Here is a 26206-nt window from a genome sequence, read left to right as displayed (position 1 = left end):
TCATTGCATCAGAGTGGTGCAGTGTGTTTAACCGAAGCACCGAAACCGACAAGACCCCGAAAGGCACGGGCGTGCATAAAAACGACACGAAACCCTTTTCTCTGCGGGATATTCGGCTGGCGCTGGTCCTTCTCACCCGCCTGCCCCTGCCGCGTTTGCCGGATCCAGTGTTTTCTCGGCAAGCTCAGGCAACCTGGGCCTTTCCGATTGTCGGTCTGCTGGTTGCAGGACTCGCATGCCTTGTGGGCTGGGGCGCGCTGGCGCTGGGTTTACCTGTTCTGGCGGCGGCCGGTCTTTTACTGGCCACGCTGATCGCAACAACCGGGGCGATGCACGAGGATGGCCTGGCGGACACGTTCGACGGCCTGTGGGGCGGGTTCACCCGCGACCGCCGGTTGGAGATCATGAAGGACAGTCATATTGGGACTTTCGGCGTGCTTGCCCTGATCGTGTCTCAACTGGTGCGAATATCGGCTATCGCTGCTTTGCTGACGGCTGGTGCGGTGGGCGCAGTTTTAGCAGCCAGCATTGTCTCGCGAGCGTTGATGCCTGCGGTGATGGCTGGATTACCTCATGCCCGCACATCGGGCCTGAGCCATTCTGTAGGAAAACCGCAGACGATTTCCGTCATCGCTGCACTTGTTCTGGCGGTAGCACTCGCCCTTCTGCTCATAGGTGTGGATGCAATACCTGCGATGGGTTTTGCGGCAGCCAGCGCAGCCGCCCTGGCCGTTGTCGCCAAGAAAAAGATCGGTGGCCAGACCGGCGATATTCTTGGGGCCACACAATTGGTGTCCGAGATAACCTTTCTGCTGGTCTGCGCCGCGCTGGTTTAAGACGCACCCCCGGTTTCGATGCGCAAGGTGCCGCCGCAGTGTTTGCAATGCACAGCGTCCGGGTCATGTCGGAATAAGCCACAGCTTGGGCATTTGTGGCGAACCTTTTGAGGCATGAAAATCGCCTGCGCCAACCGGACAAAAAGCGCCACACCCACCACCATGATAAAAACCGAGAACAGCTTACCCCCTGGCGTAGGCAAGGTGATATCGCCGAACCCGGTGGTCGTAAGGGTCGCCATGGTGAAATAGAGTGCGTCAATATAGGGCGTTTGCGAATCTGCGGGAATAAAGAACACCAGAACGGCGGTCGAAGTTGCGAAGACAAAAACCATCAGGTTGATGGCGGCGATCACCGCGTCTTCGTGGGTGCGGAAGAAATTGCTGTCGCGTCGTAAGTCCCGCAGCAGGTGGTAGGAATGGATCAACCGCAAGGCGCGTAGAATCCGCAAAAACGCAAGGTTACCCGTCAGGAACGGATCAAGCACCAGAGAGACGATAACAACGATATCCGCCAGCGTGTAAATCTGGCGCAGCAGCTTCCAACGGTCCTTGGCGATCCAAAGCCGCGCTGAGAAATCCAAAAAAATCACAAAGCCAATCAGCAGGCTTGCGACCGTGACGCCCGACCCCTGAGGAAAATGAGCGGTGGCGACAAAGAAGATGATCGACACAATATCGAAAAGGATCAGACCATAACGAAACCAGACCGAAATCGGGTCGTGCCCGATATACAGGTATTTCACCGTCTGCTTCATATCCACCCTGTATCATGCTGCATACACAGTGAAATTAACGACAGTTGTGCAAATCACCAAGCCACGAAAAAGGCCGCCCCAATTAGAGCGGCCTTAATCACAATTCTCTTGCAATCAGGCGGCGCGCGAGGTCAGGACTTCGTCTACCTGCTTGGCGGCCGAAACTTCGCCAGCACCGGAAACAGCTGCAACCTCACGTGTCAGGCGTTCCAGAGCAGCTTCGTAAAGCTGACGCTCGGAATAGCTCTGCTCGCGTTGATCGTCGGTGCGATGCAAATCGCGAACAACTTCGGCAATCGAGATAAGGTCGCCCGAGTTGATTTTCTGTTCATATTCCTGGGCGCGGCGGGACCACATGGCGCGTTTTACCTTGGCCTTGCCCTTCAATGTCTTCATCGCCTGGCTGATGACATCTGGCGAGCTGAGCGACCGCAAACCGGATTCGGTTGCTTTGTTGGTCGGCACCCGCAGTGTCATTTTGTCTTTCTCAAATGAGATGACGAACAGCTCGAGCGAGAAACCCGCAACTTCCTGCTCCTCAATCGAGATGATCTGACCCACGCCATGGGCGGGATAGACAACATAGTCGTTGGGGCGGAACTCAAGCTTTTTCGACTTTGTCATTCAGTTTTTTCCTTGCTTACGGACCGGGACACAGACAACAAAAGCACCACGTGCCGGGACTGTCTCAGCCCCGTCAGGCGGCGTTTCTGTCATAAATTCAGTACTCCAAAGCGAGCATACTTACGGAGCGCATCCCAATCTCGGTCATCATATGAAAACTGAGTATATCACAAAAATACGACACCCGAAAGTTTACCCAAAGGAAAATATTCGAATTACCTGCGCGCACAATGCTTTATTTCAAGATCTTCGCGCTGTGCCGTGCGCTTTCTTCGCGAATCGCTTAGCCGCCTTCGCCGGGTGCTTCAGAGAAATACTTCTCCATCTTACCCTCTTCACCGTCGCGCTCTTCAGCGTCGGGAAGCGGGTCTTTCTTTGTAACAATCACCGGCCACTGTTCCGAGAACTTGCGATTGAACTCAACCCATTGCTCCATTCCCGGCTCAGTATCCGGGCGGATTGCGTCTGCCGGGCATTCCGGTTCACAAACACCACAGTCGATGCATTCGTCCGGGTGAATAACCAATGTATTCTCACCTTCATAGAAACAGTCCACCGGGCACACTTCGACGCAGTCTGTGTATTTGCAGGCGATACAGTTTTCGGTGACAACATAGGTCATGAGCGGATTCCCGTTTGCGGTTCGTTCGACTAGCTAATTCAGTCTGGCCCGCTCTTCAAGATGGGATCAGCGATCTTCTGTGCGAGAAAGATCAAGAGCGCGCCGATCCTTCTTGGTTGGACGACCTTTTCCTTCGAACCCCGGATTTTTAGGAGGCACGTCCTGTTTTTCCGTCATATCGAAGTACAGCGTTTGCGCCTCGGGGGCCGGACCGCGGCGTTCGCCCAGTTTTTCCACGCGCACAACCCGCACGATACGGCCCTGGGGAAAGGTCAGAACGTCTCCGGGTGCCACGGCTTGCGCCGGTTTGAGCACCCGGTTTCCGTTCAATCGGACATGGCCGCCACTGACCTGCTTGGCTGCCAGGCTACGGGTCTTGAAGAACCGCGCCTGCCACAACCATTTGTCGATCCGCAGCTTGGCCTCGGCCATCTTGTGTCAGTTGCCGTCTTTCAAACCCATAAGCGCCGCAGCGAATGGGTTGTCGGGATCAATGGCCTTTTCCTTTTTCGGAGGCCGTGACGAGAAGGTCTTGGCACCCTGAGGTTTGCCGCCCTTCTTGCCGTGCGGCTTGCCGCGACCGTCCTGGGGTTTGCCACGGGGCTTGCCTTTGCCCTGCCCCTGCTCGCGGCGCGGGCCACGGTTTTGCTGGCGTTGACGGCCCCAGGTGAAGGTATAGAAAACCTCAACCTCGGGCTCATCCGGTGCGGCGTCAGGCGCTGGTGCCTCGGCTGCCGCCTCGGTGCTTGTTGTGGCCTCGGCTGACGCCTCGGCGGGTGCGGCGGCTTCTTCCGACGTAGCCTCAGGTGCCGCAGAATCTTCAGCGACAGGCTGTTCCACCGCTTCCGCCGCAGGTTGCTCAGAGGCAACCGCTTTCACCTTTTCACGCTCACCGCGTTCGGCCTTGTAGCCCAAGCCCTGCATCAGGTCCGCGAATTGTTCCAACGTCATGCCCGTGATCGACAGCATGTCGGGCTTGGCTTCGAACCCGCCCCGGCTGTCTTCGGCGCGCAGCATATCAGCCAGACGTTCCAGCATATCGATCCGGATCGAACGCTCGCCCGCATCACGGTAACCACACATGGTGTCATAGCCCTGCGGCGCATCCTTGGCGACAGGTACAGTGACCAGACCCGGAGGCGGCGCTTCGGGGAATTCCTGCAAACCGCTGGACAACGCCCACAACACCAGACGCAGACGCGTAGGTGCTGGTTTCAGCAGCAGCGGCATGAAAATCGTGAACTGGCCAAAGCGGATACCGTGCTTGCGCAGCGCGCCGCGGGCATCCTGATCCAGATCCTTGACCTCTTGCGCGACTTGCCCGCGCGGCAGAACGCCCAGCGCCTCGACCATGCGGAACGCAAAGCCCTTCGCCAGACCGCTCAACTCTTCGTCACGCGACAGGTTCAGCAGCGGCTCGAAAAGCGCAGCGACCTTGCGGTCGATGAAGTGCTGCAACCGGCGCTGCACTTTCTGTTCGACATCCGGCCCTGCGGCCTCATCCACAAAAACTTCGACCATCGGCTTGAGAGGCTCTGCCCCGGCAACCAGCTTGCCGACGGCATATTCGCCCCACATCAGGCCACCCTGATCCGTGAAATCAATTTCGGTATCGGGCGCATTGTAGAAGCGATCGGCGCGCAGATGGAATTGCGGCGCGAGTGCTTGCAAAGAAGCCGATTTCAAAGCTTTCGCCTCGGTCCCTTGCGCGCTTTTGTCCGGTGTAAACCGGAACCCTTCCAGACGACCGACGAATTCGCCTTCGACGGTCACTTCACCCTTGTCATTTACTTCGGCCAAAAGGGCCTCCTTCTGTTTGAGCCGGCGCAGCAAAACAGATGTACGCCGGTCCACAAATCTTTGAGTCAAACGATCATGCAACGCGTCTGACAGTCTGTCTTCTACAGTGCGTGTTTCGTCACGCCAATGCGATTCGTCTCGGACCCAGCCGTTTCGTTGCGCAACATATGTCCAAGTGCGAATATATGCCAACCTTTTGGACAACGTATCAATGTCACCCTGGGTCTGGTCGATACGGCGAATCTGCCGCGCCATAAAATCATCCGGGATCGATCCGCGCTCGTGCAGGTGACCATAGATCACTTCAAGCAAGCTGGCGTGTTCTGCGTGGCTGATGCCGCGAAAATCGGGGATTCGGCACACGTCCCACAACAAACGGATGGATTGCGGATCGCTGGCGCGGGCTACGACCTCGGTCACTTGCGAAAGAGATTTGAGCGCGTTCAGGTCATCCGCAGGGCGCGCTTTGATCAGATGCTCATCATTTGGGCTGACCTCAAGCGAAGTGATCAGCGCGTCGATGGAGCCGAACCGCAAGGCGGCATTCCGCCAGTTCAGCTTTTTCATCGGCGTAAAGCGGCTGTCCATGATGGCCTGCGCCACACCTTCGTCCAGCGGCGGGGCCTCGCCCGTCACACCAAAGGTGCCATCAGACATCCCGCGACCGGCCCGGCCCGCAATCTGCGCCAGTTCATTCGGGGCCAGTGGGCGCATCCGGCGGCCATCAAATTTGGTCAGAGATGAAAACGCGACATGATTCACATCCAGGTTCAGCCCCATCCCAATGGCGTCGGTGGCAACCAGATAATCGACTTCGCCGTTTTGATAGAGGTCAACCTGAGCATTCCGCGTTCGTGGGCTGAGCGCCCCCATTACAACGGCCGCCCCCCCTTTCTGACGGCGCAGCAATTCCGCGATGGCATAAACATTGTCGACCGAAAATCCGACAATGGCGCTGCGTGCAGGCATCCGGCTGATCTTCTTTGACCCAGAATAGACCAGTTGAGACATCCGTTCGCGCCTTACGAATTGCACTTCGGGAACAAGCGCCGCGATGGGGCCGCGCATAGTGTCAGAGCCTAGGAAAAGCGTCTCGTTCGTGCCACGGGATCGCAGCAGACGATCTGTAAAGACGTGGCCGCGTTCGGGATCGGCACAAAGTTGGATTTCGTCGATCGCAACGAAATCTGCCCCCATGCCTTCAGGCATGGCCTCGACCGTGCAGACCCAATACTGGGTGCGCGGCGGCACGATGCGCTCTTCACCCGTTACCAAGGCCACAACCGACGGGCCACGAATGGCAACGATCTTATCATAGACTTCGCGCGCCAGCAGACGCAGCGGCAAACCAATCACGCCGGTGCGGTATCCCAGCATCCGTTCGATTGCGTAGTGGGTTTTACCTGTGTTTGTCGGGCCCAATACGGCCACTACTCGGGATGACCCGCTCACCATTGCCCCCTGCCCCAGACCTTACAGCGCTGCGCCTTCAACCTGAGGCTTCAGTCGATTCACCGCATTGGTTACTTCTTCATGATGGGGATGTATAGCCAAGGCCCGCGAATACGCGTCATAGGCTTTCTGAGGCTCTCCGATAATCTCAAAGATCAAACCCAGCCCGTATATTGCCTCATAATGGTTGGGGTTGAGGGTCAATGCGTGCTCCAAATCAGCAGCCGCCATTCCGAACCGTTCAATTCCAAAAAATGCCGAGGCACGTACATGCCAGCCTTCCGCAAATTCGGGTGCGTGATCTGTCAACGCTGTCAGATGATCCAGTGCGGCGTCTACATCTCCGTTTTCAAGCGCTTCGCGCCCTCGTTCCAACAACAGATCCGCCGAAGCTGAACCGGACTGTGCCCACAGCGCCTGCAACTGCCGATCCAGAGCCATAGCCTGTTCGGGCGTGGATTGGGCCAGTTGCTGCAGCAGCGCGTCTTCATCCCGCAAATCCGCCTGTTGCGAGAAGCAACTGGTGGAAAACGTGACTAGGACAACAAGTGCCGCAACGGTACCTTTGAGATTGTGGATTGCAATGCTCATAACAATCGTCAGTGTAGCGTTGCGACCGGGGATGTCCATTCACGGCGCACTAACAAAATGAGGAAAAGCATGAGCGAGATTCTTGAAAAGGCGGCAGCCGCGCTGAATGAAAAACTGGAAGGCGGCGCATTCGACGCCTCGGCCAAGTTTGCTATCGCCGATCTGGGCGCAATCGTGTTGGACGCAGACGGCGCGCGCGTCAGTGACGATGATGCGGACGTTACAATGAGCGCTGACGCCGAAACGTTCGAGCAAATCCTCAGCGGTGAGCTGAACCCTACGGGTGCGTTCATGTCGGGCAAGCTGACCATTGATGGCGACATGGGCGTTGCTATGAAACTCGCATCGGTGTTGGCCTGATGGAATTGACGCCGGCCCCTTTTTTTGAAGACGTGGCCGGCGGTCCCGCCGGTGGGAGCGCCCACTGGCTGATGACTTCTGACCAGATTCGAATCCGTGTGGGTCATTGGCGACCCGAAGGCGATGCGCATGGCACGGTGCTGATGTTTCCCGGTCGAACCGAATATATCGAGAAATACGGAAGCACCGCAGCCGAGTTCATCCAACGCGGCTTTGCCATGCTGGCGGTTGATTGGCGCGGTCAGGGCCTGGCGGACCGTTTGCTGGACAACCCTCGTATTGGCCATGTCGATCAGTTTACAGACTACCAGCATGACGTTCAGGCGACGCTAGATCTTGCCCGTGCGCTGGATCTGCCGAAACCCTGGCATGTGATCGGACACTCAATGGGCGGTGCTATTGGGTTACGCGCCGTGATAGAGCAGAAGTGCTTTGCCGCCTGTGCTTTCACCGGACCGATGTGGGGTATTTTCTTCACCCCGGTTATGAAACCCCTCAGTCGTGTGACAGCCTATTGGGGTACGGCGCTTGGTCTTGGTGAAAAGACACCTCCGACCACAACCCTGGAAAGCTATGTCCTGTCGCAACCGTTTGAAGGCAACATGCTGACCCGCGATGCGGCGATGTTTAAGATGATGCAGGATCAACTAAAGGCCCATCCCGAACTGGCGCTTGGTGCGCCTTCAAACCTTTGGCTGCGCGAGTCGCTGGACGAATGCACCTGGCTGATGGAACACCCCGCCCCAGACACACCTTGCCTGACCTTTCTGGGCAGCCACGAACAGATCGTCGACCGCAAGGCGATACGCACACGTATGGAAAACTGGCCAAACGGCACGCTTGTCGAAATCCCGGATGGCGAGCATGAAGTGTTGATGGAGGCACTGGAAGTGCGCGGTCCGGTTCTGGATCAGCTGGCCGCGCATTTTCAGTCCAACCCAACCGGCTAGGCCGTGGGCTGAAAAGATCGGCCCCTTTGCCCACTCAAAGGACTGTCCGCTTGTGATCCGGTCGCGCCGGCCCTAGATGTTTGCAAAAGATATCTACAAAAGGTGATCCATGCGCGACCTTCCCTTTCCCGTCCGTGACGCAAACGCAATGGGCGGTGCCGACAACCTTGGTAACCTTCCGGAATGGGATCTGAGCGATCTCTACACCTCGGAAGAAGCGCCCGAGCTTGAGCGTGACCTGGGCTGGCTGGAAGGCGAATGCGGCGCCTTTGCCGCGGATTACGAAGGCAAACTGGCCGAGCTGGACGCAGCCGGCTTGCTGAATTGTGTACAGCGCAATGAAAAGATCAATTCCATTGCCGGACGCATCATGTCCTTTGCTGGTCTGCGCTATTATCAACTGACCACGGATTCCGAGCGCGCCAAGTTCCTGTCAGACATGCAGGAAAAAATCACGATTTTCACCACGCCGCTGGTTTTTTTCACTCTGGAACTCAACCGTATCGACGACGATGTGCTAAAGGCTCATTTCGACGCCAATGCCGATTTGGCACGCTACGAGCCCGTTTTCCGCCGCATCAGAGCGATGAAGCCTTACCAGCTGTCCGATGAGCTGGAAAAATTCCTGCACGATCTGGGCGTTGTAGGTGATGCGTGGGAACGTCTGTTTGATGAAACCATAGCTGGACTGACCTTTGACGTTGACGGCGAAGAGCTGAATATCGAAGGCACCCTGAACCTGTTGACCGAGCAGGATCGCTCTAAGCGCGAAGCGGCTGCGCGGGAACTGGCATCGGTGTTTCAGGACAACATCAAAACCTTTGCCCGTGTTCACAACACACAGGCCAAGGAAAAGGAAATCGTCGACCGCTGGCGTAAAATGCCCACCGCGCAGACCGGGCGTCACTTGTCAAACGATGTAGAGCCCGAAGTGGTCGAAGCGCTGCGCGAGGCAGTTGTGGCCGCCTACCCCAAGCTGAGCCACCGTTATTATGAGCTGAAGCGCAAATGGCTCGGTCTGGATGTGATGCAGGTCTGGGACCGCAACGCGCCCTTGCCCATGGAAGACACACGCGTCGTCAATTGGGACGAAGCCGAAAAGACCGTCATGGACGCTTACAATGCCTTCGACCCACGCATGGGCGAGATCGCATCGCCGTTCTTCTCAAAGGGCTGGATCGACGCGGCGGTGAAGCCTGGCAAAGCGCCAGGTGCTTTTGCGCACCCGACAGTCACTGATGTCCACCCCTATGTGATGCTCAACTATCTGGGCAAACCACGTGATGTGATGACCCTGGCGCATGAGCTGGGCCATGGCGTGCATCAGGTGCTGGCCGCCGATCAGGGTGAGATGCTGTCCTCTACCCCGCTAACGCTGGCTGAAACAGCCTCGGTCTTTGGCGAAATGCTGACCTTCCGCAAGATGCTGGATCAAGCCGAAACCCCGGAACAGCGCAAGGTGCTGCTGGCCGGTAAAGTTGAGGACATGATCAACACCGTGGTCCGCCAGATTGCATTCTACGATTTTGAATGCAAGCTACATGCGGCCCGTCGCGAAGGCGAACTGACCCCGGATGACATCAACGCATTGTGGATGAGCGTTCAGGCCGAAAGCCTTGGCCCGGCATTTGAATTCATGGACGGGTACGAGACCTTCTGGGCCTACATCCCGCATTTTGTCCACTCACCCTTCTATGTCTACGCCTACGCCTTCGGTGATGGCCTCGTGAACGCGCTTTATTCGGTTTACGAAAGCGGAGCGGACGGGTTCGAAGACAAGTATTTCGAAATGTTGCGCGCGGGCGGATCGAAGCATCACAAGGAACTGCTGGCCCCATTCGGATTGGACGCGAGCGACCCGAAGTTCTGGGACAAGGGCCTGTCGATGATTTCTGGCTTTATTGACGAGCTGGAGGCGATGGAAGGCTGATCATTTTTGGTTCTTGGTTGTAAGGAATATGGCCAGGATAATCAAAACAGCCCCAAGGGCCGCAATTGGAGTGATTGTGGCCCCCAAAAACAAGGCTGAGTTGATGAAAGTAAATACGACGGACGCCGCGAACATCAACGTGGCTGTCAAGGTTGAAACCCGAGCGGCCGCCTCATACCAAAGGTAATAGGCCAATGCGGTAGGCAGGACGCCTAACAAGGTCAAAAACAAGACGTCGTTGGCTGTTGGCAGCTTAAACAAAAAAGCTGCCAACGGCAGCAACAGCACGCCCGCGCACAGGAAAATACCGAAAAGGAAGTTCAACCGCTCTTCTGTTGATTTTGAGCTGCGCATTGCACGGCTGCTGGAAACTAGAAACACTGCCCAGCTTAGCCCGGCTCCGATTTCCAGAAGATCGCCATAAAAAGGGTCTCCGCCGCCCTGAAAATCCCGGTAAACTGTTAGGAAAACACCCAGAATTGCCAGCGCCGTGGCAAAGACATCTGCACGTGTCACCTGCGTGTCGGAAAAGAAATACAAGAAAATCAGAACAAAGAACGGAGCAGTATTCTCCAATACCATGGCACTTGCCGCGCCTGTGTATTCAAGGCCAACATGGAATAGGATGTAGTTGATCACCGTCGACAAGACTGCGAGCCGAAAGTTCCAATCGCCCAACTTAATCGATACTGAAACCCGCATCACACGTAACATGCAATAGATCGCCAGAGCGGCGACAAACAGACGTGTTACAGCGATTTGCAGCCCGCCCAGATCGCTGGTGAGATAACGTACAATAACGCTGTGCGTGCCCCAAAGGAACGCTGCCAGGAACCCCAGAACCAGACCATTTTGCGTCAGTTTGGGGCTGAGCATCGCTTTGTTCCGATTACTTCAACTGACTGTCTTTCGAACCTCGACGATTCACTCCACCCCTCAATTTGAACGCGCCATCGCGTTCTTGCTGGCAATCGAGGCAAAGTTTGACGCCCGGCAGTGCGATGCGTCGCTTTTCGGGAATGGGTTCTTCGCATTCCGCACAATGTGTCCGGCTTTCCCCCACAGGCCGCTTTTGTGCCTGCATCCGCGCCAGCTCATCCGAAATCGACGCTTCGATCTGTTCGCTTACCGCGCCGTCACGCGCCCAACCTCCGGCCATGACTCACCTCCTGAAACACAGGAGGATACGATAGCTGGTCCCGCCGTCGCTTAGCAAGTTACAGCGGCTCTGCGCCGTCAAATACGCGGTCGATCATCTCTTGCGTGCCGCGCGAAAACTCCAGTGGACAGGGATAGTCCAGTCCTTCGCGGACCGAACGGCAGAACGCTTCGACCTGTAGTTTGTAGTGATCCGCTCCTGGGAAACGGGTGATCTGAACCTCTAGCCCTGGACGGTGCAGCTCGACTCGTGCCTCGCCGAACACTCGGGCATTGAAAGGGGTTGTCAGGCGGATCAGGCCCTGCTCGCCGTGGAACACCATTTCCTGATGAGGGTGCGCGCGAATGGATACGTAGGCGGAATAGGTGAACCCCGGGAACTGGGCCCGGATTTCCGTAAAGACATCGATGTCATCCTGCCAACGGATTGCAGATTGTACGGACACGGGCTCTTCCCTGGTGGCAAAGCGTGCACCGCCGATCACATAGACGCCGATATCCCGCAGACCGCCGCCGCCGGTTTCAGCGCGGTTACGGATGTTCCCGGTATCCGCCCGATTGTCAAAACTGAACGCACCGGTCACATGCACCAAATTCCCGATGGCCCCATCCACAATCAGATCACGGGCCAATTGCCATTGGGGGTGATGCACGATCATGTAAGCTTCGGCCGCAAGCAGGCCGGTTTGGTCGCGCTTGGCGATCAACGCGTCAAACTCATCTGCGCGCATAGTCATCGGCTTTTCGCATAGCACATGCTTGCCAGCGTCAAGGGCCTTCAGGCTCCATTCGACGTGCAAATGATTGGGCAGAGGGATGTAGATTGCGTCTATCCCTGGGTCCGCCAACAACGCGTCGTAACTGTTGTGAACTTGGAGGTCAGGGCAAAAAGACAGAAAAGGATCCGCCTTTGCCGTATCAGAGGTCGCCAGGGCCGCCAACTGCGCGCCGTTGGCGGAATGGATCGCTGGCGCCATATATTCCCGCGCAAATTTCGCGGCCCCCAAAACGCCAAACTGAACAGGTTTTTGCATCGCGCCCTCCCTATTTGTCCACGCCAATTTGTTCGATCATCGCAACAATACACGATGTGACGCTTTCAAAATGTCATCGAAATAAAGCACGCCTTTCCCGTAGCATACAAGCTGGCCCGCCGCCACTTATTCACTTTTCCTGATCCGTTTCCGTGTCTGCCCCGTAGCAAACATATCGACAGGTGTGCAGCGCAATTAGGTCTGCCGCTTGTCTTGATCAGACGTAACCAATTGGGTGGGAGAAACCAAAAACGACGGATATGCAGACGACAACCAAGGATCAGCAAACCATAACCGGGATTGTCCTGAACAGCGGCGCGCCGGGCACCTTTGACGACAACCCGGATGACTTTGACATATTGCGTGAAGCAGCGATTGCAGCAGGGCTGGTCGAAACATTGGATAGCCCTGAAGTGGATTTGACGGTCTTCGCACCAAAGAATTCAGCGTTCATAAATTTGGCCCAAACCCTTGGCTTCACGGGCGATGACGAGGCGGAAGCGCTGAATTTTATCGTCAAGGCACTCACGCTTCTTGGTGGCGGAGATCCTTTGCCCTTGCTGACCGATATCCTCAAGTACCATGTGGTTGACGGAGAATTCACCAAAGACGCCGTGGTTGCGCTGGGTAACGGTGCTGAGATTAACACCCTTCTGGGATCATCTCTTGAACTGAACCTGGAAACGTCACCACCGAGCTTGGTTGATGCGGACGCTGCTATTACTGACCCAAACCTGGTTGCATTTGACGTGGATGCGTCCAATGGGATCATTCACGTGCTGGACGGCGTGCTGCTTCCGGTATCGGTATCAAGCATACTGGGTCAGAAAAATACCGATTTCATTCTGGGTGATGACACTGACGAGTTCATTTTCACCGGGAAGGGTCAGGATTACATCCATGGCGGTGGTGGTCGCGATGTTATCAAAGCGGGTAAAGGCAATGACGTAGCCCTTGGCGGCGACGGGAATGACATCGTTTTTGGCGGGCGCGGCAAGGATATTTTGCGCGGCGATGATGGCCACGATAAAATCTACGGAGGTCGCGGCGCTGACCTGATCGATGGCGGTGCTGGCGATGACATCCTGATCGGCGGACGCGGCAAGGATACTTTCGTCATGGAGAACGGAGGTGGGGACGACTTGATCCTCGATTTTCGCGCTGGCAAAGACAAGATTGATCTGTCCGGATATGACGGGATTACCAGCTATGAAGATATCGAAGACGACATCTCTGGTGGGTTCTTGCGCACAGAGATTGAATTGGACGATGGCGACAGCATCGTACTGACTGGTGTTCGCCCAGGTCAGCTCTCTGAAGACGATTTTGTTTTCGTTTGAAGCGAAACAAACCAGCCCGCAGAGATTGCGGGCTGGTTTTTCGGTCAGCTGGTTGCCAGCATGCCTTTTTCACGGGCCAAATCCCGCATTTTCTTTTGCAGTTTTTCAAACGCGCGCACCTCGATCTGACGGATACGTTCGCGGCTGACGTTGTACTGCGTGCTCAGCTCTTCCAGTGTCACCGGCTGATCCATCAACCGGCGCTGGGTCAGGATGTCCTTTTCCCGATCGTTCAGAACATCCAGTGCTGCGGTCAGCAACTCGCGGCGGGCTTCCAATTCATCGCGCGCCTCATAGTCACCCGCCTGATCGGCATCTTCATCTTCCAGCCAATCCTGCCATTGCATCGTGCCCTCGCCTTCGGACCCAACGGTCGCGTTCAGCGAGGCATCCCCACCGGACATACGGCGGTTCATGCTGATGACTTCCTCTTCGGTCACACCCAGATCATTGGCGATCTGCTTGACGTTTTCAGGACGCAGGTCGCCTTCCTCCAAAGCGCCGATACGGGCCTTGGCCTTGCGCAGGTTGAAGAACAGCTTTTTCTGAGCCGAGGTTGTACCCAGCTTTACCAACGACCACGACCGCAGGATATATTCCTGAATCGAGGCGCGAATCCACCACATGGCATAGGTCGCCAGCCTGAAGCCTTTTTCAGGATCAAACCGTTTGACCGCTTGCATCAGGCCCACATTTGCCTCGGAAATCACTTCGGCCTGAGGCAGGCCATAGCCGCGATAGCCCATAGCGATCTTGGCCGCCAGACGCAGGTGAGATGTCACCATCTTATGCGCGGATTCGGTGTCCTGCTCTTCGACCCAGCGCTTGGCCAGCATGTATTCTTCTTCCGGCTCCAGCAGGGGAAACTTGCGGATTTCCTGCATATAGCGATTCAGGCCGCCCTCGGGCGTCGGTGCGGGGAGATTTGCGTAGTTTGCCATTATGATGTCCCTCCGACAAATGTTTAAGTCTTTAACATAGGATATGGGTAAGGAACCCTGCCTATTCAAGAGGTGCTGTTATCAGTCTGAAATTAAACTTCTGTTAAGGGAAGATAAGAAACTCTTTCTCACGGGACTTTGCTTATTGTGACACTGGTTTGCGCAGCCCTGCAATCAGGGATTTCATATCTTGCGGCAGGTCAGCCTCGAACCGCAGGTTTTCGCCGGTCACCGGGTGTTCGAAGCCCAAAACCGCTGCATGAAGGGCCTGACGCGGGAAATCGCGGACAGATTCAGCAGCCGAAAGCGAAAACGCCTTGGCAGACAGCTTGCGCTTGCCGCCGTAAACTGGGTCTCCGACCAGCCCATGCCCTGCATGAGCCATATGCACACGGATCTGATGGGTGCGTCCGGTTTCCAGCCAGCATTCGATCAAGGCCAGCCCTGCGGGTGTACCAAAACTCTCAACAACCCGTGCACGCGTTACTGCGTGGCGCCCCCCGTGAAACAGAACCGCCTGCCTCTGACGGTCTGTCTTGTGCCGCGCAAGCTGCGTGGTCACGCGCATGATGTTGCCGGGTTCGAAACTGACGCCTTTGACACCGCGCAAACGTGGATCGTTTGCGTCCGGCACTCCGTAGCACACGGCGCGGTAATACCGTTCGACACTATGGGCTGCGAATTGCTCGGCCATGCCGTGGTGTGCAGCGTCCGATTTTGCCACCACCAAAAGGCCACTGGTTTCCTTGTCGATCCGATGCACGATGCCCGGACGTTTTACCCCACCAACACCTGACAGATCATCCCCGCAATGGTGCAGCAACGCGTTCACCAGAGTGCCGCTTGGCGAACCCGGCGCGGGATGCACGACCATGCCTGCGGGCTTGTTCACAACGATTACGTCCGCATCTTCAAAGACAACCTCAAGCGGGATGTCTTCGGGGCCGATATGGCTGTCTTCGGCCTCGGCCACGACGATGGTAATATGTGCTCCTTCCGAGACTTTTGCCTTAGGGTCACGTGCTTCGCGCCCGTCGATCTGAACCGCACCCTCTTCGATCAGACGCGCCAACCTGGTGCGCGACAGGTTTTCACCGTCTGGCACATCCCTCGAAAGCGCCTTATCAAGGCGTGACGGCGGATCAGCCGCGATCTGAAACTCAATCTGGCGGGTGCCCATGACTGTCCCTTCCGAACCCCAAGAACCGCAGGAAACACCGCAGCTGCGATTGCTGCGGCGGATGGTCATGTTGTTGACCGCGGTGATGATTGGCGGGGTTCTAGTGACATTCGCCCTGATTGTCATCCGCCTATCGGACCGCACCCCCACCCTTCCGGATCAGATCGAGTTGCCGGACGGTGCGAAGGCCCAGGCGCTGACCATCGGCTCTAACTGGTATGCAGTTGTCACGGACGACAACCGTGTTCTGATCTTTGACAAAACGACCGGAAAGCTGCGCCAAGAGATTGCTGTTGAATGAGCCTGAGCAACATTTGATCCGCCTACTGGATTTTTAACGCAGGCTAACTGGCGTTTGGAAACAAAGATGTTCCGACCCATGCAGCGCCCAATTGCTGATCCAGCGCATCTGAGCGTATCTTCTGCTTTCCCGCAGTTGGAGACAAAGCAAATTCGCGCAAGCAGATCTTTTCCCCGACCAAGCACAATTTTATTCTGGCAAATTCGACATCTTTTGCCAGGGTTTCAGCGATCTGAATCATGTCATTGAATTGCGCAGGCTTCGGCTCTGTATCCGAACTGCTAGGGAAAAAAAGCTCATGCGCCAGATAATTGTAGTCGCGGTCGTGTAACATCTGAATGCGTCCGCGCGCGCTGTCTCGATCTACCTGCACCAAAGTCACGCACCCCGCAATGACCCAGAACTGCCATTCAGTGACAGACTGTTCACCAACATTCTGATCTTGTTCGATCCAATAGGATGGCTTGCTGGTAACGCGCCACCAATCACCGGTCCAAAAACCCTCTGGCGTTTTGGTCTTGTGCCACGCCGCCATCTGAGCGTTCGCCTCATTACGCTTAGCATCGTCCATTGGAAGCGACAGAGAAATCTGGTGCGATGCGCTGGCTGAGCCTTTCAGGCTATACTGCCCAGGCTCGCATTCAAGCTTGTCCGGCAAGCCCGGAACATGTGCATGCCACACTCGCTTAGGCACGGTCAGGCGATCCGGCAGCCTTTCAAAAGCCATGTCGTTGTCGGCGATGAACGCTTGTGGGACAGCCCCCAAAAGCTTCATGACCAACAGCTTTTCCATAAATGTGCTTGGGTCACAGAGATCGGGTAGATGGCGATGGCTTTCGGCGAAATTGAACATAGCCAATGCGAGCGTATTCAGCCGCGCTGCATCGCTGCGGTAGTGATCCCAGCCTCGCAAAAACCCCTGAGGCGGTGGGTCGTTTACACCAAAGAGATTGCCAGCAGTGATCTTGTCCAACTCGGCCTGTGCTGCCTTCAGATAGTCTTCCCGGTCGGACAGCAAGGCCGTTGACATTGCCCCACCCGTAGCCTTTCGAATATCTTCGGTTGTTGCGCGAAGCCCAGGCAAATTTGCCGGAAACTCGATCGGCTTGGGTCCTTTTCTGCCATGGCGCGGCAAAGGCGCATCGCTGGCGCGGATGCCTAAGTTCCGCAGGCGCCTGTCGAGGAAGGAATGCCGTTTGATCCCATTGGCGATCCACCACCGCATTCGGCGGCCCCACAAATGCACGGCAAGAGTATTTTCCTTGATATAGGTCTCTCTGAATTCTCGAACGTGAATGTCGTTGGCTTGCCCTGCCTGACGGAACGGTAGCGGATAAAACACGGGGATTGGGCTGGCATGCTTCAACTCATCGTGTTGACGCAGATACCAGGTCATAACGCCCGGACCGTAAACACTGTGTTCCTGATCTGAAGCGTGCGGCAACTCTCCAGCACTCTTCATGCGCTCCAGCTCTTCCCGTTCTTCTCCTTCAACCCAAGGGCGGATGGGGTACGGGTCCTTGCTGTAGTCGATATACGCGTCTAGCGCCGGACTGTCGGCTGGCAGCCGCATCACAGCATTGCAAATCGTGTCTCGGTTGTAATAGCCAAAGATATGATCTATTTTTGGGATCGAAGCCAGCGCCACAACATCCGTGTCACACCACAGGAAGTCCGTCTTTTTCATCAACTGAAGTCTGAAAATGTCAGATTGCGGTACAGGTGTTTTGAATTGATTGTTCATAATGAACTGTTTCGGCTCATGCACCTCGTTGGCAGATACCAATTCGACACCAGAAGGCACGTTTTCCACCTGCCCGTAGTGAAACAGAACCACTCTGTGCCCTTGTTCGACAAAGGACAACATGCACATCTGTTCCAGAAAACTCAGACGCCCTTCCATCCAGAGCATCCCAATCGTCGGCAGAGAGCGATCCGCAGCCATTTCAATATTCTCCGAGGGGGGGTCTGTTAGGATTCTGATCGATGTTCATCGGGCACAGGAATGGGCTCTGCTGAAAGTCGTTCCCGCACAGTACGGTCCTTCTTGACGAATTCCACAGCCGGTTTGGCGAGCAGTTTCTGGTACAGTTCATGATAGTCAGGTTGCTTCAGAAGATCGTTAATCAGTGCCTTATGCCAACGGAACGATTTTCTGTGTAACCGTTTGAGTCGGTCATCTGCGCGGAACTCTTCCAACACGGCGTCTACCTCATCCTTGTATCGCAAGATCGTTGCGTCCTGCGCACCACCTCGGTTCCAGCGATCCCAATAGTCCGTTCCAAGGGTCTGAGACGAGTGGTTCGCCCTGCCCCGGCTGCGCTTGGCCAGATAAGCCTGGGTGGACCGAACCGCATAATGGTTGATTTGCGCGACTTCGAAACCAAACGGAGGTGAGACGTGATTGCCGAAGGGTGCCGGTTCCTTTGCGTGGCCACCGGGGACCGACCTGAAGACGGCCGCCTGAAACTCGGCTCTGGGATGAGGGTTGTGCAATCCATAGCGTAGATACACATCGCCCTGTCGAAACATGGATTTTACAAATCGGCGCCCGGCCCCGCCCTGTTCATAGTCCAACTCACCATCAAAGAACTGCTGCGTGATGGGCATATCGCGCAACACATGTCGACCGTTGTTGGAAAAAATCTTCCACGGGATCGAGATGACGTCGACACCGGGCGTTGCTTCGATCAGATCATCAACTTTGTGATTACCAACGTGGATATTCAGAAATTCATCCGCATCGCCCACGTGAATCCATTTGGCGTTTTTCACCACTGGCAAACGGCGCGCCTGCCTAAGGGCGGAACGATGAATACCGCCTGTTCCAACGCGATTTTTGTGAAACTCGACATGGCCCAAGTCTTGTAAACGGCGCAGTATTTGGTTTGTGCCGTCCGTACAGTCATTTGTGTAGACGATTATTCTGTCGAACCCCAACACCTTGTGATGGGCGACCCATTCCAAAATATAGGGCCCTTCGTTCTTCATCGCAGTGATGAGAATTTTTTCAGGCTTGACCATCGTTGTCACTCAATCCTACCGCTTAGCCAGTTTGCCCTTTACTGTCATCCTGCGGCACAATCTTTTCGATGGCGATCTGAGCGCCGGCAATAGCCCGGATACGCAGGGCACGTGGATGTTTGCCCAGAAACTCATTCACCGCACGGATCACGCCGTCACCCCACCATCCGCGACGGTGGTAATCGTCAAAGGCCATGATCCCGCCGGGCTTGATCTTGGGAAACAGCGCCACGAGGTCGGCAGTCACGCCTTCATAGGAGTGGTCGCCATCGACATAGGCAAACGAAATGCTTTCGTCATCGAACAATTCGAGCGCAGGGACAGAAAAGTCTCGGATAATGCCAACCTTGCCTTCTTCGATCTCTTTTTCAAAAGATTTGACCACCTTCTGGAAGATGGCCTCCATCTTTTCATCTTCGGTTCGGCCGACAAACGCAGTGGTGTGCGACTCTTCCCCGATGTGTTTCCACGGATCGATAAGAAACAGCTGACTGGGCTCAAGCAGTTTCAAAATGGTCGGAGAGAACTCACCCTGCCAAACACCGATCTCAACTGCTACGCCCCCTTTGGGAAGGCGCGACAAGAACGTGCGGCGGATCGCTTCCTTGGTATTCTTGCGCTTGGTAACCTTGTCGGCTTTAGGCTTTTCCTTATGCCCCGGCACGGCACCGATGATTTGGGGTTCGTTTGCCATCTCAACCTCGTTCTGCTTATGCGGCGGGCACTACCGAACAGCGTCCATCCAGCCTTATTCTTTTTTTGATCGCTACCATGTCAGCCGCGCAAGAGCCAGAAGCTTGGCTTATTCTTTATTGAGCGGAGGTAATTTGTCGATCCCAAGCCACGGTGGTTCCAGGCTGGTGATCCTATAGCTGGCAGCGTTGCCCGCAAGAAACCTGTTAATTGCTGCGGACATGCCCGAGTACGAACCTTTGCCGCGTCTATAAGACGTAAAAGCAATGCTTCCACCTGGTGCCAAAACCCTGTCTATTCGCCTCAGTAGCTGCAGCATCACACGCTCTGCCCGGACGCCTCGAATGATCACGACGCCAACGCTTTGATCCTCGAACAGTTTCAGCATCAAGGCTGGCATCGCCCGGTATACACGCAGCTTTCCCGACAGAATGGGTTCGCGGAAATACTCGAGAAATGCATAAAATGCACGGTCAAGCGCCTGCAAATCAGCGTCTTGCGTTGTGTCCACACAAGCAAACCCGTTCCACGACAAGCCCCAAGGCGCAATAATTGTCAGTTGCGCCACAGTTCCCAAATCCAGGATTTCCTGCACGATTTCTGTTTCGACCTGACCAATCAGCACCCAAGACTTCTTGCCGCTGATCGACTTGAGGAATTTCTGACGTTGCTTCGCCGTTCGCTTGACTTCTTTGGCGGGCGACGGCAACAAATCAGTATCTTTGGGATCAAACGGTAGATCGACCTGCTTTGGATCTGTGATCTTGGAATGTTCTGCCGCCGCTTGTTCAAAATCCAAAGGCGTTTCCAGGGAATCCAGGCGAACAAACCACGGATAATTCATGGACTTGGCGTTTCCGGCAATTGCCATTTGACCAATCCGGTTCCACTTGGCGACCTGAGCAAAACTAACCTCTGGGTCTTTGTACATCTCAATGTCAAATGAAGCATTTGCTTCTTCCAGAACACCAAGATCCAGAGCTTTTAGATACTGCCCGCTGCGAAAGTTCCGATACCTCTGAACAAAGCCCTTGGCAGCTTCTGTTTCACGGATCGTGGCAATCTTGGACTTGTGAAACTTCACTGCGTTTTCATGAAGGTCTCTCAATACGTTGTCTTCATACAAACGTGTGTGAAACTCACGTAGGCGGCTCAGCTTTGTCAGGATCGACCGCTCTTCGACCACATTAAAGCAGTGCATGTGCCAGTAGGCCCGCCCCGTCGCTTCCATCTTTGGGTGAAAAGCCGTTGTGTTCACATCCCCTCGAAGCCGTTTCATCAAATAGCTTTCGATAGATCTGACGGCATAGTGGTTCATTCGGAACAACGTGGTTCCGAAGGCTGCTCCTGTTGTCGTGTACGCCCAGCCTCGCCGACGCATGGCAGGCGGCAGAGGATCTCCGTCACCATCCACCCAAGCAAAATTTTCGGCCTTGCCCCGAACAGGACCGCGCGGGCGGTGTGTATTGATCGCGTGATAGGACCCGTTGTTGCGGGTCAAAGACTTAAATGCGCGCACATTCTGCGGCATGACCATCCCCAGCTCGCCCGCACGCGTGAACTGCTCAACAACGAACCGGTCCTCGAATTCAACAATCCCGTTGTGCCCGAACATCTGCCACAGTGCCGCAAACCCATCAGCATGTGGCAAAGCGCGAAACAAGTCGTCCAGCGTACCGTCCCCGATACGGACATCCAGAAACTCGTCCACGTCACACACGAGAATCCACTCGGCCTCGGATGACCAGGGATGTTGCATTGCGTTGGCATAGGCCGATGCCTGAGGTCCGAATTTCCACGGAGCCGGATTATCAATATGCGCCAGGAACCCAAGCTCTTCGCACCTTTTCAGGATGGCATCCGTCCCATCCGAACAATCATTCGAGTTAACGATAAAATGCGTAAAACCGATCGAGAGATAGTGAGCGATCCACTCAAGAATAAACGGCCCTTCGTCTTTCATCGTGGATACGACAAGTCTCATTTTCATTATCCCGTGACTGTTGACCGCAAAACCTCGGTACGATTTAGCTTGCTGCGACCGAGCGCAGATCCAACTAAGCGCTTGGTTTTGTTACGTCCCTCAACAGCCCTTTTCAAGAGCGTCAGAGAAACCGCTCAAGCGTCGATCTACTTGGCCTCCACCATTCAGATCGCACGAAAAGAACTGCCCGCCCCGGCGCAGTGAAGTTTTTACACAGCTTCACACTGATTGGGTACGAAGCATTAAGCGCGCTGACGGTTCAGCCGATGGTGACCGGATGAGCAAATGTGCGCGCGATGGTAACGCCGCAAAATACCCCCATAGTCGAAAAGGTTTCAAAATGACCGAGCAACCCAACCCAACGCAACCCGATACCGAAGTTGTGCAATCACCTGCCACAATGATCCGGCAATCTGGTCGCCTGCGCTCTGAGCAACAATGGGAAATCATCAGGCAATTGCTTCATCCGATGTTGATGCAGAACTATTCCGGCAAAGCCATCGCGGACGCGTTCTGCATTTCTGTGGACACCGCCTACAGGTGGAAGCAGAGACTGCTGGAAGACCTTCGCAAAGAGGCCGTATCCATGCAGCCGCGTGACTTCGTTATGGAGAGTGTGTCCTCACTCAGGCAAGTGCGTGCGGAAGCGTGGGCCGGCTACCATTCCGCCACAGACCGAAAGGAAAAACGGGCATACCTCAACACGGTAACCCAAGCCGAAGCTCAGTTCGCCAGAATGGGAGAACGCATCGGACTGTATGGGCGTCCCGACCAAAACCCACTAGACGCCAATGCCTACGGAGAAGTGCGCGAGGGTGAGCAAAGCGATATGATGCTGGTCCGCGAGCTCCAGATAAGGCTGGTTGAATTGCTTTCTCTATCCGGAGAAGGGCGCGAGATATCAGAAGAAGATGTGACGGAATCATATGACGACCTGATTTCAGGCATAGGACTGACTACAAAACAGGCAAATGAGCAACAACCGATAACCCAATGTTTTCCCACACGAAAAAGAATACAAGTTCGCCCATAAATAAAGTGATTACGCTCTCTTTTCTTGTTAGAGATGTTTTCGGAATAGTTAGAACTCAGAGCAAAGAATGCAGTTGACATCCAAGAAGGTCGGTATCATATGATACCAAAGAACATCTCAGCGAACGAGCATTTTGGAATGGCAGTGCCTGACGAAATACGCAAGCAGCTCGCCAAACTATGCCGCTCGACCCGGACACGGACGGAAACTTGGACGAGAAAGAGGCCAAACCGATGGTCACCGGAAACCATTTGCGTACCGGGCACAATTGAGGCGTTTACCAACGCGGGAGCTTGGGAGTTCATTGCTCAATGTCTAGATGACGGCGTCGATGTCGAGGTTATGACGTTGGACAAGCCACCTGGGAAAACGGGGTATGTGATGCTTGTTCCGGGAAACCACAATGAAAGCATCTACATCAAGCTGGAGATCGCAGAGAACAAGGTGATAGGGCGTAGCTTTCACGTAAGTGAGAAAAGGAACTACTGATATGGATAATGCACTTAATGGACCTGCAATTCCCACTCAGGTTTGTGAGATTTGCGGCGCAGAGGGCGCTGCGATTTCCATGGTAGATCATGAATTTGACTATAGAGCCGGGGATAGACTGGTAACCTTGAATGTACGCGTACCAGTGGTCGAATGCGCTTCTTGTGATGACGGATACTTTGCAGAAGGTGCCGAAGCAATAAAGCACGAAGCAGTCTGTAATTATCTGGGAAGGCTCACACCCAAGGAGATATTAGGACTGCGCGAACAACTGGGTATGTCGCAAGCTCAATTTGCGAGGCACACAGGAATCGGCGTGGCGTCAATCAAACGCTGGGAAACTGGCATAGTGATTCAGGGGCAAGCCTTTGACAATCAACTTCGGGCCCTGATCGAAGACTTGGTTGTCAAAAATGCTCAGTCTTGGACCTCGGTCTTCCGTACAGAGATTTCTGAAGCAACACGCCAGAGAGCACGCAGCTTTTCCCTAAGACCAAGCCACTGTAGACAACTCGAGGCCGCATAATGTACGTCGTAACATTCTACTCCTACAAAGGGGGAGTCGGCAGAACATTGGCTCTAGTCAACATTGCCGCGATGCTCGCTGAATCTGGTAGAAAAGTGCTCGCGGTTGACTTTGATCTAGAAGCCCCCAGCCTACCTAGTTTTGATATCTTTCAGAATGCCCGGAACTCGCAAGGGTTGGTGGACTACGTTTCGTCGTATCGCAACACCGGTATCGCTCCGAACTGTGAAGAGTTTATCGTTGAATGTGATGTCAAAAATAACCCGATTTGGGTGATGCCAGCAGGACGCCATTCTGATGGCAGCTATACAGACGATCTAAATTCCATTGACTGGAGCATCTTGTACGAAAAGCAAGACGGCTATCTCTTCTTTGAAGACATGAAGCAGCAGTGGGCACAATACAAAGGACACGGATTCGACTACGTCCTCATTGATAGCAGGACCGGACACACTGATGTTGGAGGAATTTGCACGCGCCATCTACCTGATGCCGTGAGTATTATGTTTTTACCAAATGATTCCAATATTACAGGCCTAACTCCAATTGTGAAAAGCATTCGCGATGAAAATCAAGATAGGCACTCAAAAATTGACCTGCACATTACTCCCACGAACGTTCCAGACTTGGACGACGAGAAAGGAATACTGGCGGAACTACTTCATGATGCCTCGGAAAAACTGAACAAAAGCCAAGAATTCTCAACCACAATTCACCACTATCAGAGCCTTGATATTCTCTCAAAAAGCCCTTTTTCGATTGCTCGACCAAATTCCAAACTTTCGCGGGAGTTGGATGAACTGCGGCTTAAGATCGTTGGCAGGAATTTAGCAGATCGAGAAGGAGCTCTATACACACTTAGCTTAGTCCCCTCCGAACTAGATACTGCAAGGCAACAAGGAAATGTAGAGAAACGCGAACGACTGCACGAACAAACACGCAATATCTTGTTCCTTCACCCGAATGACGGGGAAGTAGGATTTTTGGCAGCTCAAGCTTTCGACGCTCTTGGCGATCAGTCCGAAGAGATCGAAGCGCTCAGCATTGCCATTGATTGTGGCCACGAGATTGATAGGGCGCGCCTGATCCGAGGAGTAAAATCCCTATCATCCTCCGATAGCACTAGGGATTCTTTAGCTGACTTGGTAGCGGTATTGCGGTCAAAGACGGCAACTGTCTTCGAACTCATTCCTGCAATTCAAGTTTTGAAAGAGCTTTCTGACGAATGGTTGGCCGCTGTAGCGGTCGCCCTAGATCGTCCAGACGAGCAATTCGCCATATTGCTGTCTGTCGTTTCGAATCTAATGTTGTGGCGCGAAGCGACACCACTTTGTGCCCAACGACTTTTGGAGCTGTCCAACTTCAGCGGAATGCCGACCGATCAGAGGACACAAGCCCGCAATTACGCTATTTTGTGCTTAATCGCCTCTGGTCAATTCCACCAAGCAATTGAGCATATTGATAAGTTCTCTACCTCTGACCCATCCGAATACGTGGTTGAGAACCTGTTTAATCGCGCTATGGCGACGTGGGCTATTGACGGAGAACCGCCCATTGAACTCTTGCAAAACATTATCGAGCGAGCAGAAGCTCGCAACTCAAACCTATCTGTTAATGCAAGACAGTGTCTAGGCTTGGCACAAATGGGGCTGGGCGCACATGACGAAGCCATAGAGCAAATTTCAATTGCAGAACAACTGCTTAAACCCGGGGAAACGGTTTTTAGCTGCTGGACTTACTTAAATACACCAAGTGAGGAGCTCACCCAGCAGCTACAAGATATGAGGACGCTTGCGAACGAAGGAAGCAAGGTCATCCCCCCCTTCATGCAGGTCGAAGAAAACCACCTAGACTAAATCAACCTTTTGGCTCCGCCACTTCCGGTGATTGTCACTAGACAATTAACCCAATCGTAACTAGGTTCCGTTAGAACGACGAAACACTTCTTGGAGTACTGAGATGATCTTTCATCCTGGTTCAGACGAGTAATATTGTCGAACTTTTTTGAAGCTTAAGTAAGAGGCGCTGCAAATTGTAGCGCCTCTTTGTTCATCGAATAGAGAAAGCTGGAGCTCCCGCAGTGAAAGTCCTGCCTTACTTGGTGGAAACGGAACTCTAAGATAGCGGTAGCTTGCACCAAGGTGAAAGTCTTGCGAAAGACCTTCAACCGAGGCATGTCACTTGAATCCCAAAGAAACTTCAATCCCAAAGCACCGACAGAGCCCCACGGCAGAGCTGCATCTTTGCCCAAGTTAATCGATGGCAGTCATAACGATGGATTTGAACCTCCACCTAAGCAGCACGCATGAGGTGGCCCAAAAGGTGGTCCAACTTATGCGATTTCTCATTAAGTTGCTGAAATTAAAATAATTTTCAGAAAATTATGGTGCGGTCGAGAAGACTCGAACTTCCACGGGTGTTACCCCACAGCGACCTCAACGCTGCGCGTCTACCAATTCCGCCACGACCGCACTACCTGTGACTTGGTAGAGCGGCGTATAGACGTTGGCGCGCACGATGTGAAGAGGCAAAAACGCTCTGGTTTAAATTACTCGGAAGCAGACCTATCTAGCTGAATGA

General features: G+C 54.4%; 24 protein-coding genes and 1 tRNA gene. 9 read left to right on the top strand and 16 right to left on the bottom strand.

The genetic code is table 11. The features are described 5' to 3' along the window. The first annotated feature begins 23 nt into the window (after window positions 1-23). Entirely contained in the window at window positions 24-836 is an 813-nt protein-coding gene (cobS, locus tag GOV89_RS02980) for an adenosylcobinamide-GDP ribazoletransferase (RefSeq protein WP_371809922.1), read from the top strand. Here cobS and GOV89_RS02975 read toward each other — a convergent pair. The 6 genes from GOV89_RS02975 to GOV89_RS02950 form a co-directional block, all read right to left on the bottom strand. Then, a complete protein-coding gene (locus GOV89_RS02975) occupies window positions 833-1594 on the bottom strand; it encodes an ion channel (protein WP_171237413.1) in 762 nt (253 codons plus the stop codon). The genes cobS and GOV89_RS02975 overlap by 4 nt on opposite strands. Window positions 1595-1708: 114 nt before the next feature. After that, on the bottom strand, window positions 1709-2218 hold the full coding sequence (locus GOV89_RS02970) for a CarD family transcriptional regulator (protein ID WP_171089457.1): 510 nt from the start codon (window positions 2216-2218) through the stop codon (window positions 1709-1711). 283 nt (window positions 2219-2501) lie between these two features. Further along, a complete protein-coding gene (fdxA, locus tag GOV89_RS02965) occupies window positions 2502-2840 on the bottom strand; it encodes a ferredoxin FdxA (protein WP_074735041.1) in 339 nt (112 codons plus the stop codon). Window positions 2841-2906: 66 nt separating this feature from the next. Beyond that, window positions 2907-3272, bottom strand: a complete 366-nt coding sequence (locus tag GOV89_RS02960; RefSeq protein ID WP_171234068.1) for an RNA-binding S4 domain-containing protein — start codon at window positions 3270-3272, stop codon at window positions 2907-2909. A gap of 6 nt (window positions 3273-3278) precedes the next feature. Beyond that, a complete protein-coding gene (locus tag GOV89_RS02955; protein WP_217352129.1) occupies window positions 3279-6095 on the bottom strand; it encodes a DEAD/DEAH box helicase in 2817 nt (938 codons plus the stop codon). Between the two features lie 18 nt (window positions 6096-6113). Beyond that, on the bottom strand, window positions 6114-6722 hold the full coding sequence (locus tag GOV89_RS02950) for a tetratricopeptide repeat protein (RefSeq protein WP_171237411.1): 609 nt from the start codon (window positions 6720-6722) through the stop codon (window positions 6114-6116). A 30-nt stretch (window positions 6723-6752) separates the two neighbouring features. On the opposite strand from GOV89_RS02950, the gene GOV89_RS02945 reads away from it, so the two are divergent. The 3 genes from GOV89_RS02945 to GOV89_RS02935 all read left to right on the top strand — a co-directional run bounded on the left by GOV89_RS02945 (window position 6753) and on the right by GOV89_RS02935 (window position 9923). After that, the gene (locus GOV89_RS02945) at window positions 6753-7043 is read left to right on the top strand and encodes an SCP2 sterol-binding domain-containing protein (protein WP_171174628.1); all 291 of its coding nucleotides are present in this window, start codon (window positions 6753-6755) and stop codon (window positions 7041-7043) included. Next, window positions 7043-7993 (top strand): alpha/beta hydrolase, encoded by a 951-nt coding sequence (locus tag GOV89_RS02940; RefSeq protein ID WP_171174630.1) that lies wholly within the window; start codon window positions 7043-7045, stop codon window positions 7991-7993. Before GOV89_RS02945 ends, GOV89_RS02940 begins: the two co-directional genes overlap by 1 nt. A gap of 109 nt (window positions 7994-8102) precedes the next feature. After that, window positions 8103-9923 (top strand): M3 family oligoendopeptidase, encoded by a 1821-nt coding sequence (locus GOV89_RS02935; RefSeq protein ID WP_171174632.1) that lies wholly within the window; start codon window positions 8103-8105, stop codon window positions 9921-9923. Here GOV89_RS02935 and GOV89_RS02930 read toward each other — a convergent pair whose 3' ends face one another. From GOV89_RS02930 to GOV89_RS02920, 3 genes are read right to left on the bottom strand one after another with little or no spacing between them, the layout of a single operon-like run. Next, window positions 9924-10799, bottom strand: a complete 876-nt coding sequence (locus GOV89_RS02930) for a DMT family transporter (protein WP_171237410.1) — start codon at window positions 10797-10799, stop codon at window positions 9924-9926. It lies immediately after the preceding gene. 13 nt (window positions 10800-10812) lie between these two features. Beyond that, window positions 10813-11082, bottom strand: coding sequence for a DksA/TraR family C4-type zinc finger protein (locus GOV89_RS02925; RefSeq protein WP_171237409.1), 270 nt, complete (start codon window positions 11080-11082; stop codon window positions 10813-10815). Between the two features lie 58 nt (window positions 11083-11140). Further along, window positions 11141-12115, bottom strand: a complete 975-nt coding sequence (locus tag GOV89_RS02920) for a Gfo/Idh/MocA family protein (protein ID WP_171237408.1) — start codon at window positions 12113-12115, stop codon at window positions 11141-11143. 260 nt (window positions 12116-12375) lie between these two features. Between GOV89_RS02920 and GOV89_RS02915 the strand changes: the two genes are divergently transcribed. After that, entirely contained in the window at window positions 12376-13455 is a 1080-nt protein-coding gene (locus tag GOV89_RS02915) for a fasciclin domain-containing protein (protein ID WP_171237407.1), read from the top strand. Between the two features lie 44 nt (window positions 13456-13499). Here GOV89_RS02915 and rpoH read toward each other — a convergent pair whose 3' ends face one another. Both rpoH and GOV89_RS02905 read right to left on the bottom strand, forming a co-directional pair. After that, on the bottom strand, window positions 13500-14396 hold the full coding sequence (rpoH, locus tag GOV89_RS02910; RefSeq protein ID WP_171237406.1) for an RNA polymerase sigma factor RpoH: 897 nt from the start codon (window positions 14394-14396) through the stop codon (window positions 13500-13502). A 142-nt stretch (window positions 14397-14538) separates the two neighbouring features. Next, window positions 14539-15576 carry an RluA family pseudouridine synthase gene (locus GOV89_RS02905; RefSeq protein ID WP_171237405.1) on the bottom strand — a complete coding sequence of 346 codons (1038 nt, stop codon included), beginning with the start codon at window positions 15574-15576 and terminating at the stop codon, window positions 14539-14541. Between GOV89_RS02905 and GOV89_RS02900 the strand changes: the two genes are divergently transcribed. Continuing rightward, on the top strand, window positions 15575-15877 hold the full coding sequence (locus tag GOV89_RS02900) for a DUF6476 family protein (RefSeq protein WP_171174647.1): 303 nt from the start codon (window positions 15575-15577) through the stop codon (window positions 15875-15877). The genes GOV89_RS02905 and GOV89_RS02900 overlap by 2 nt on opposite strands. A 43-nt stretch (window positions 15878-15920) precedes the next feature. Here the strand turns inward: GOV89_RS02900 and GOV89_RS02895 are convergent, their stop codons facing one another. From GOV89_RS02895 to GOV89_RS02880, 4 genes are all read right to left on the bottom strand, one after another. After that, window positions 15921-17822 (bottom strand): ATP-grasp fold amidoligase family protein, encoded by a 1902-nt coding sequence (locus GOV89_RS02895; RefSeq protein ID WP_171237404.1) that lies wholly within the window; start codon window positions 17820-17822, stop codon window positions 15921-15923. A gap of 26 nt (window positions 17823-17848) precedes the next feature. Continuing rightward, on the bottom strand, window positions 17849-18901 hold the full coding sequence (locus GOV89_RS02890) for a glycosyltransferase family 2 protein (protein ID WP_253284423.1): 1053 nt from the start codon (window positions 18899-18901) through the stop codon (window positions 17849-17851). A 22-nt stretch (window positions 18902-18923) separates the two neighbouring features. Then, window positions 18924-19595, bottom strand: coding sequence for a class I SAM-dependent methyltransferase (locus GOV89_RS02885; protein WP_171174651.1), 672 nt, complete (start codon window positions 19593-19595; stop codon window positions 18924-18926). A gap of 108 nt (window positions 19596-19703) precedes the next feature. Further along, window positions 19704-21578 carry a glycosyltransferase family 2 protein gene (locus GOV89_RS02880; protein WP_171237403.1) on the bottom strand — a complete coding sequence of 625 codons (1875 nt, stop codon included), beginning with the start codon at window positions 21576-21578 and terminating at the stop codon, window positions 19704-19706. 340 nt (window positions 21579-21918) lie between these two features. On the opposite strand from GOV89_RS02880, the gene GOV89_RS02875 reads away from it, so the two are divergent. From GOV89_RS02875 to GOV89_RS02865, 3 genes are all read left to right on the top strand, one after another. Beyond that, complete coding sequence (locus GOV89_RS02875; protein ID WP_171237402.1) at window positions 21919-22611, top strand: hypothetical protein; 693 nt, start codon at window positions 21919-21921, stop codon at window positions 22609-22611. Between the two features lie 490 nt (window positions 22612-23101). After that, on the top strand, window positions 23102-23626 hold the full coding sequence (locus tag GOV89_RS02870) for a type II TA system antitoxin MqsA family protein (protein ID WP_171237401.1): 525 nt from the start codon (window positions 23102-23104) through the stop codon (window positions 23624-23626). Next, on the top strand, window positions 23626-25482 hold the full coding sequence (locus tag GOV89_RS02865; RefSeq protein WP_171237400.1) for a KGGVGR-motif variant AAA ATPase: 1857 nt from the start codon (window positions 23626-23628) through the stop codon (window positions 25480-25482). The genes GOV89_RS02870 and GOV89_RS02865 overlap by 1 nt, the downstream gene beginning before the upstream one ends. 528 nt (window positions 25483-26010) lie before the next feature. Here the strand turns inward: GOV89_RS02865 and GOV89_RS02860 are convergent. After that, window positions 26011-26097, bottom strand: a tRNA-Leu gene (locus tag GOV89_RS02860). Between the last annotated feature and the right edge of the window lie 109 nt (window positions 26098-26206).

Source organism: Ruegeria sp. HKCCA5763 (assembly GCF_013034545.1).
Taxonomy (GTDB): Bacteria; Pseudomonadota; Alphaproteobacteria; order Rhodobacterales; family Rhodobacteraceae; genus Ruegeria.
Note: the sequence above shows the minus strand (reverse complement) of the source record. Positions and strands in the feature narration are given on the sequence as shown.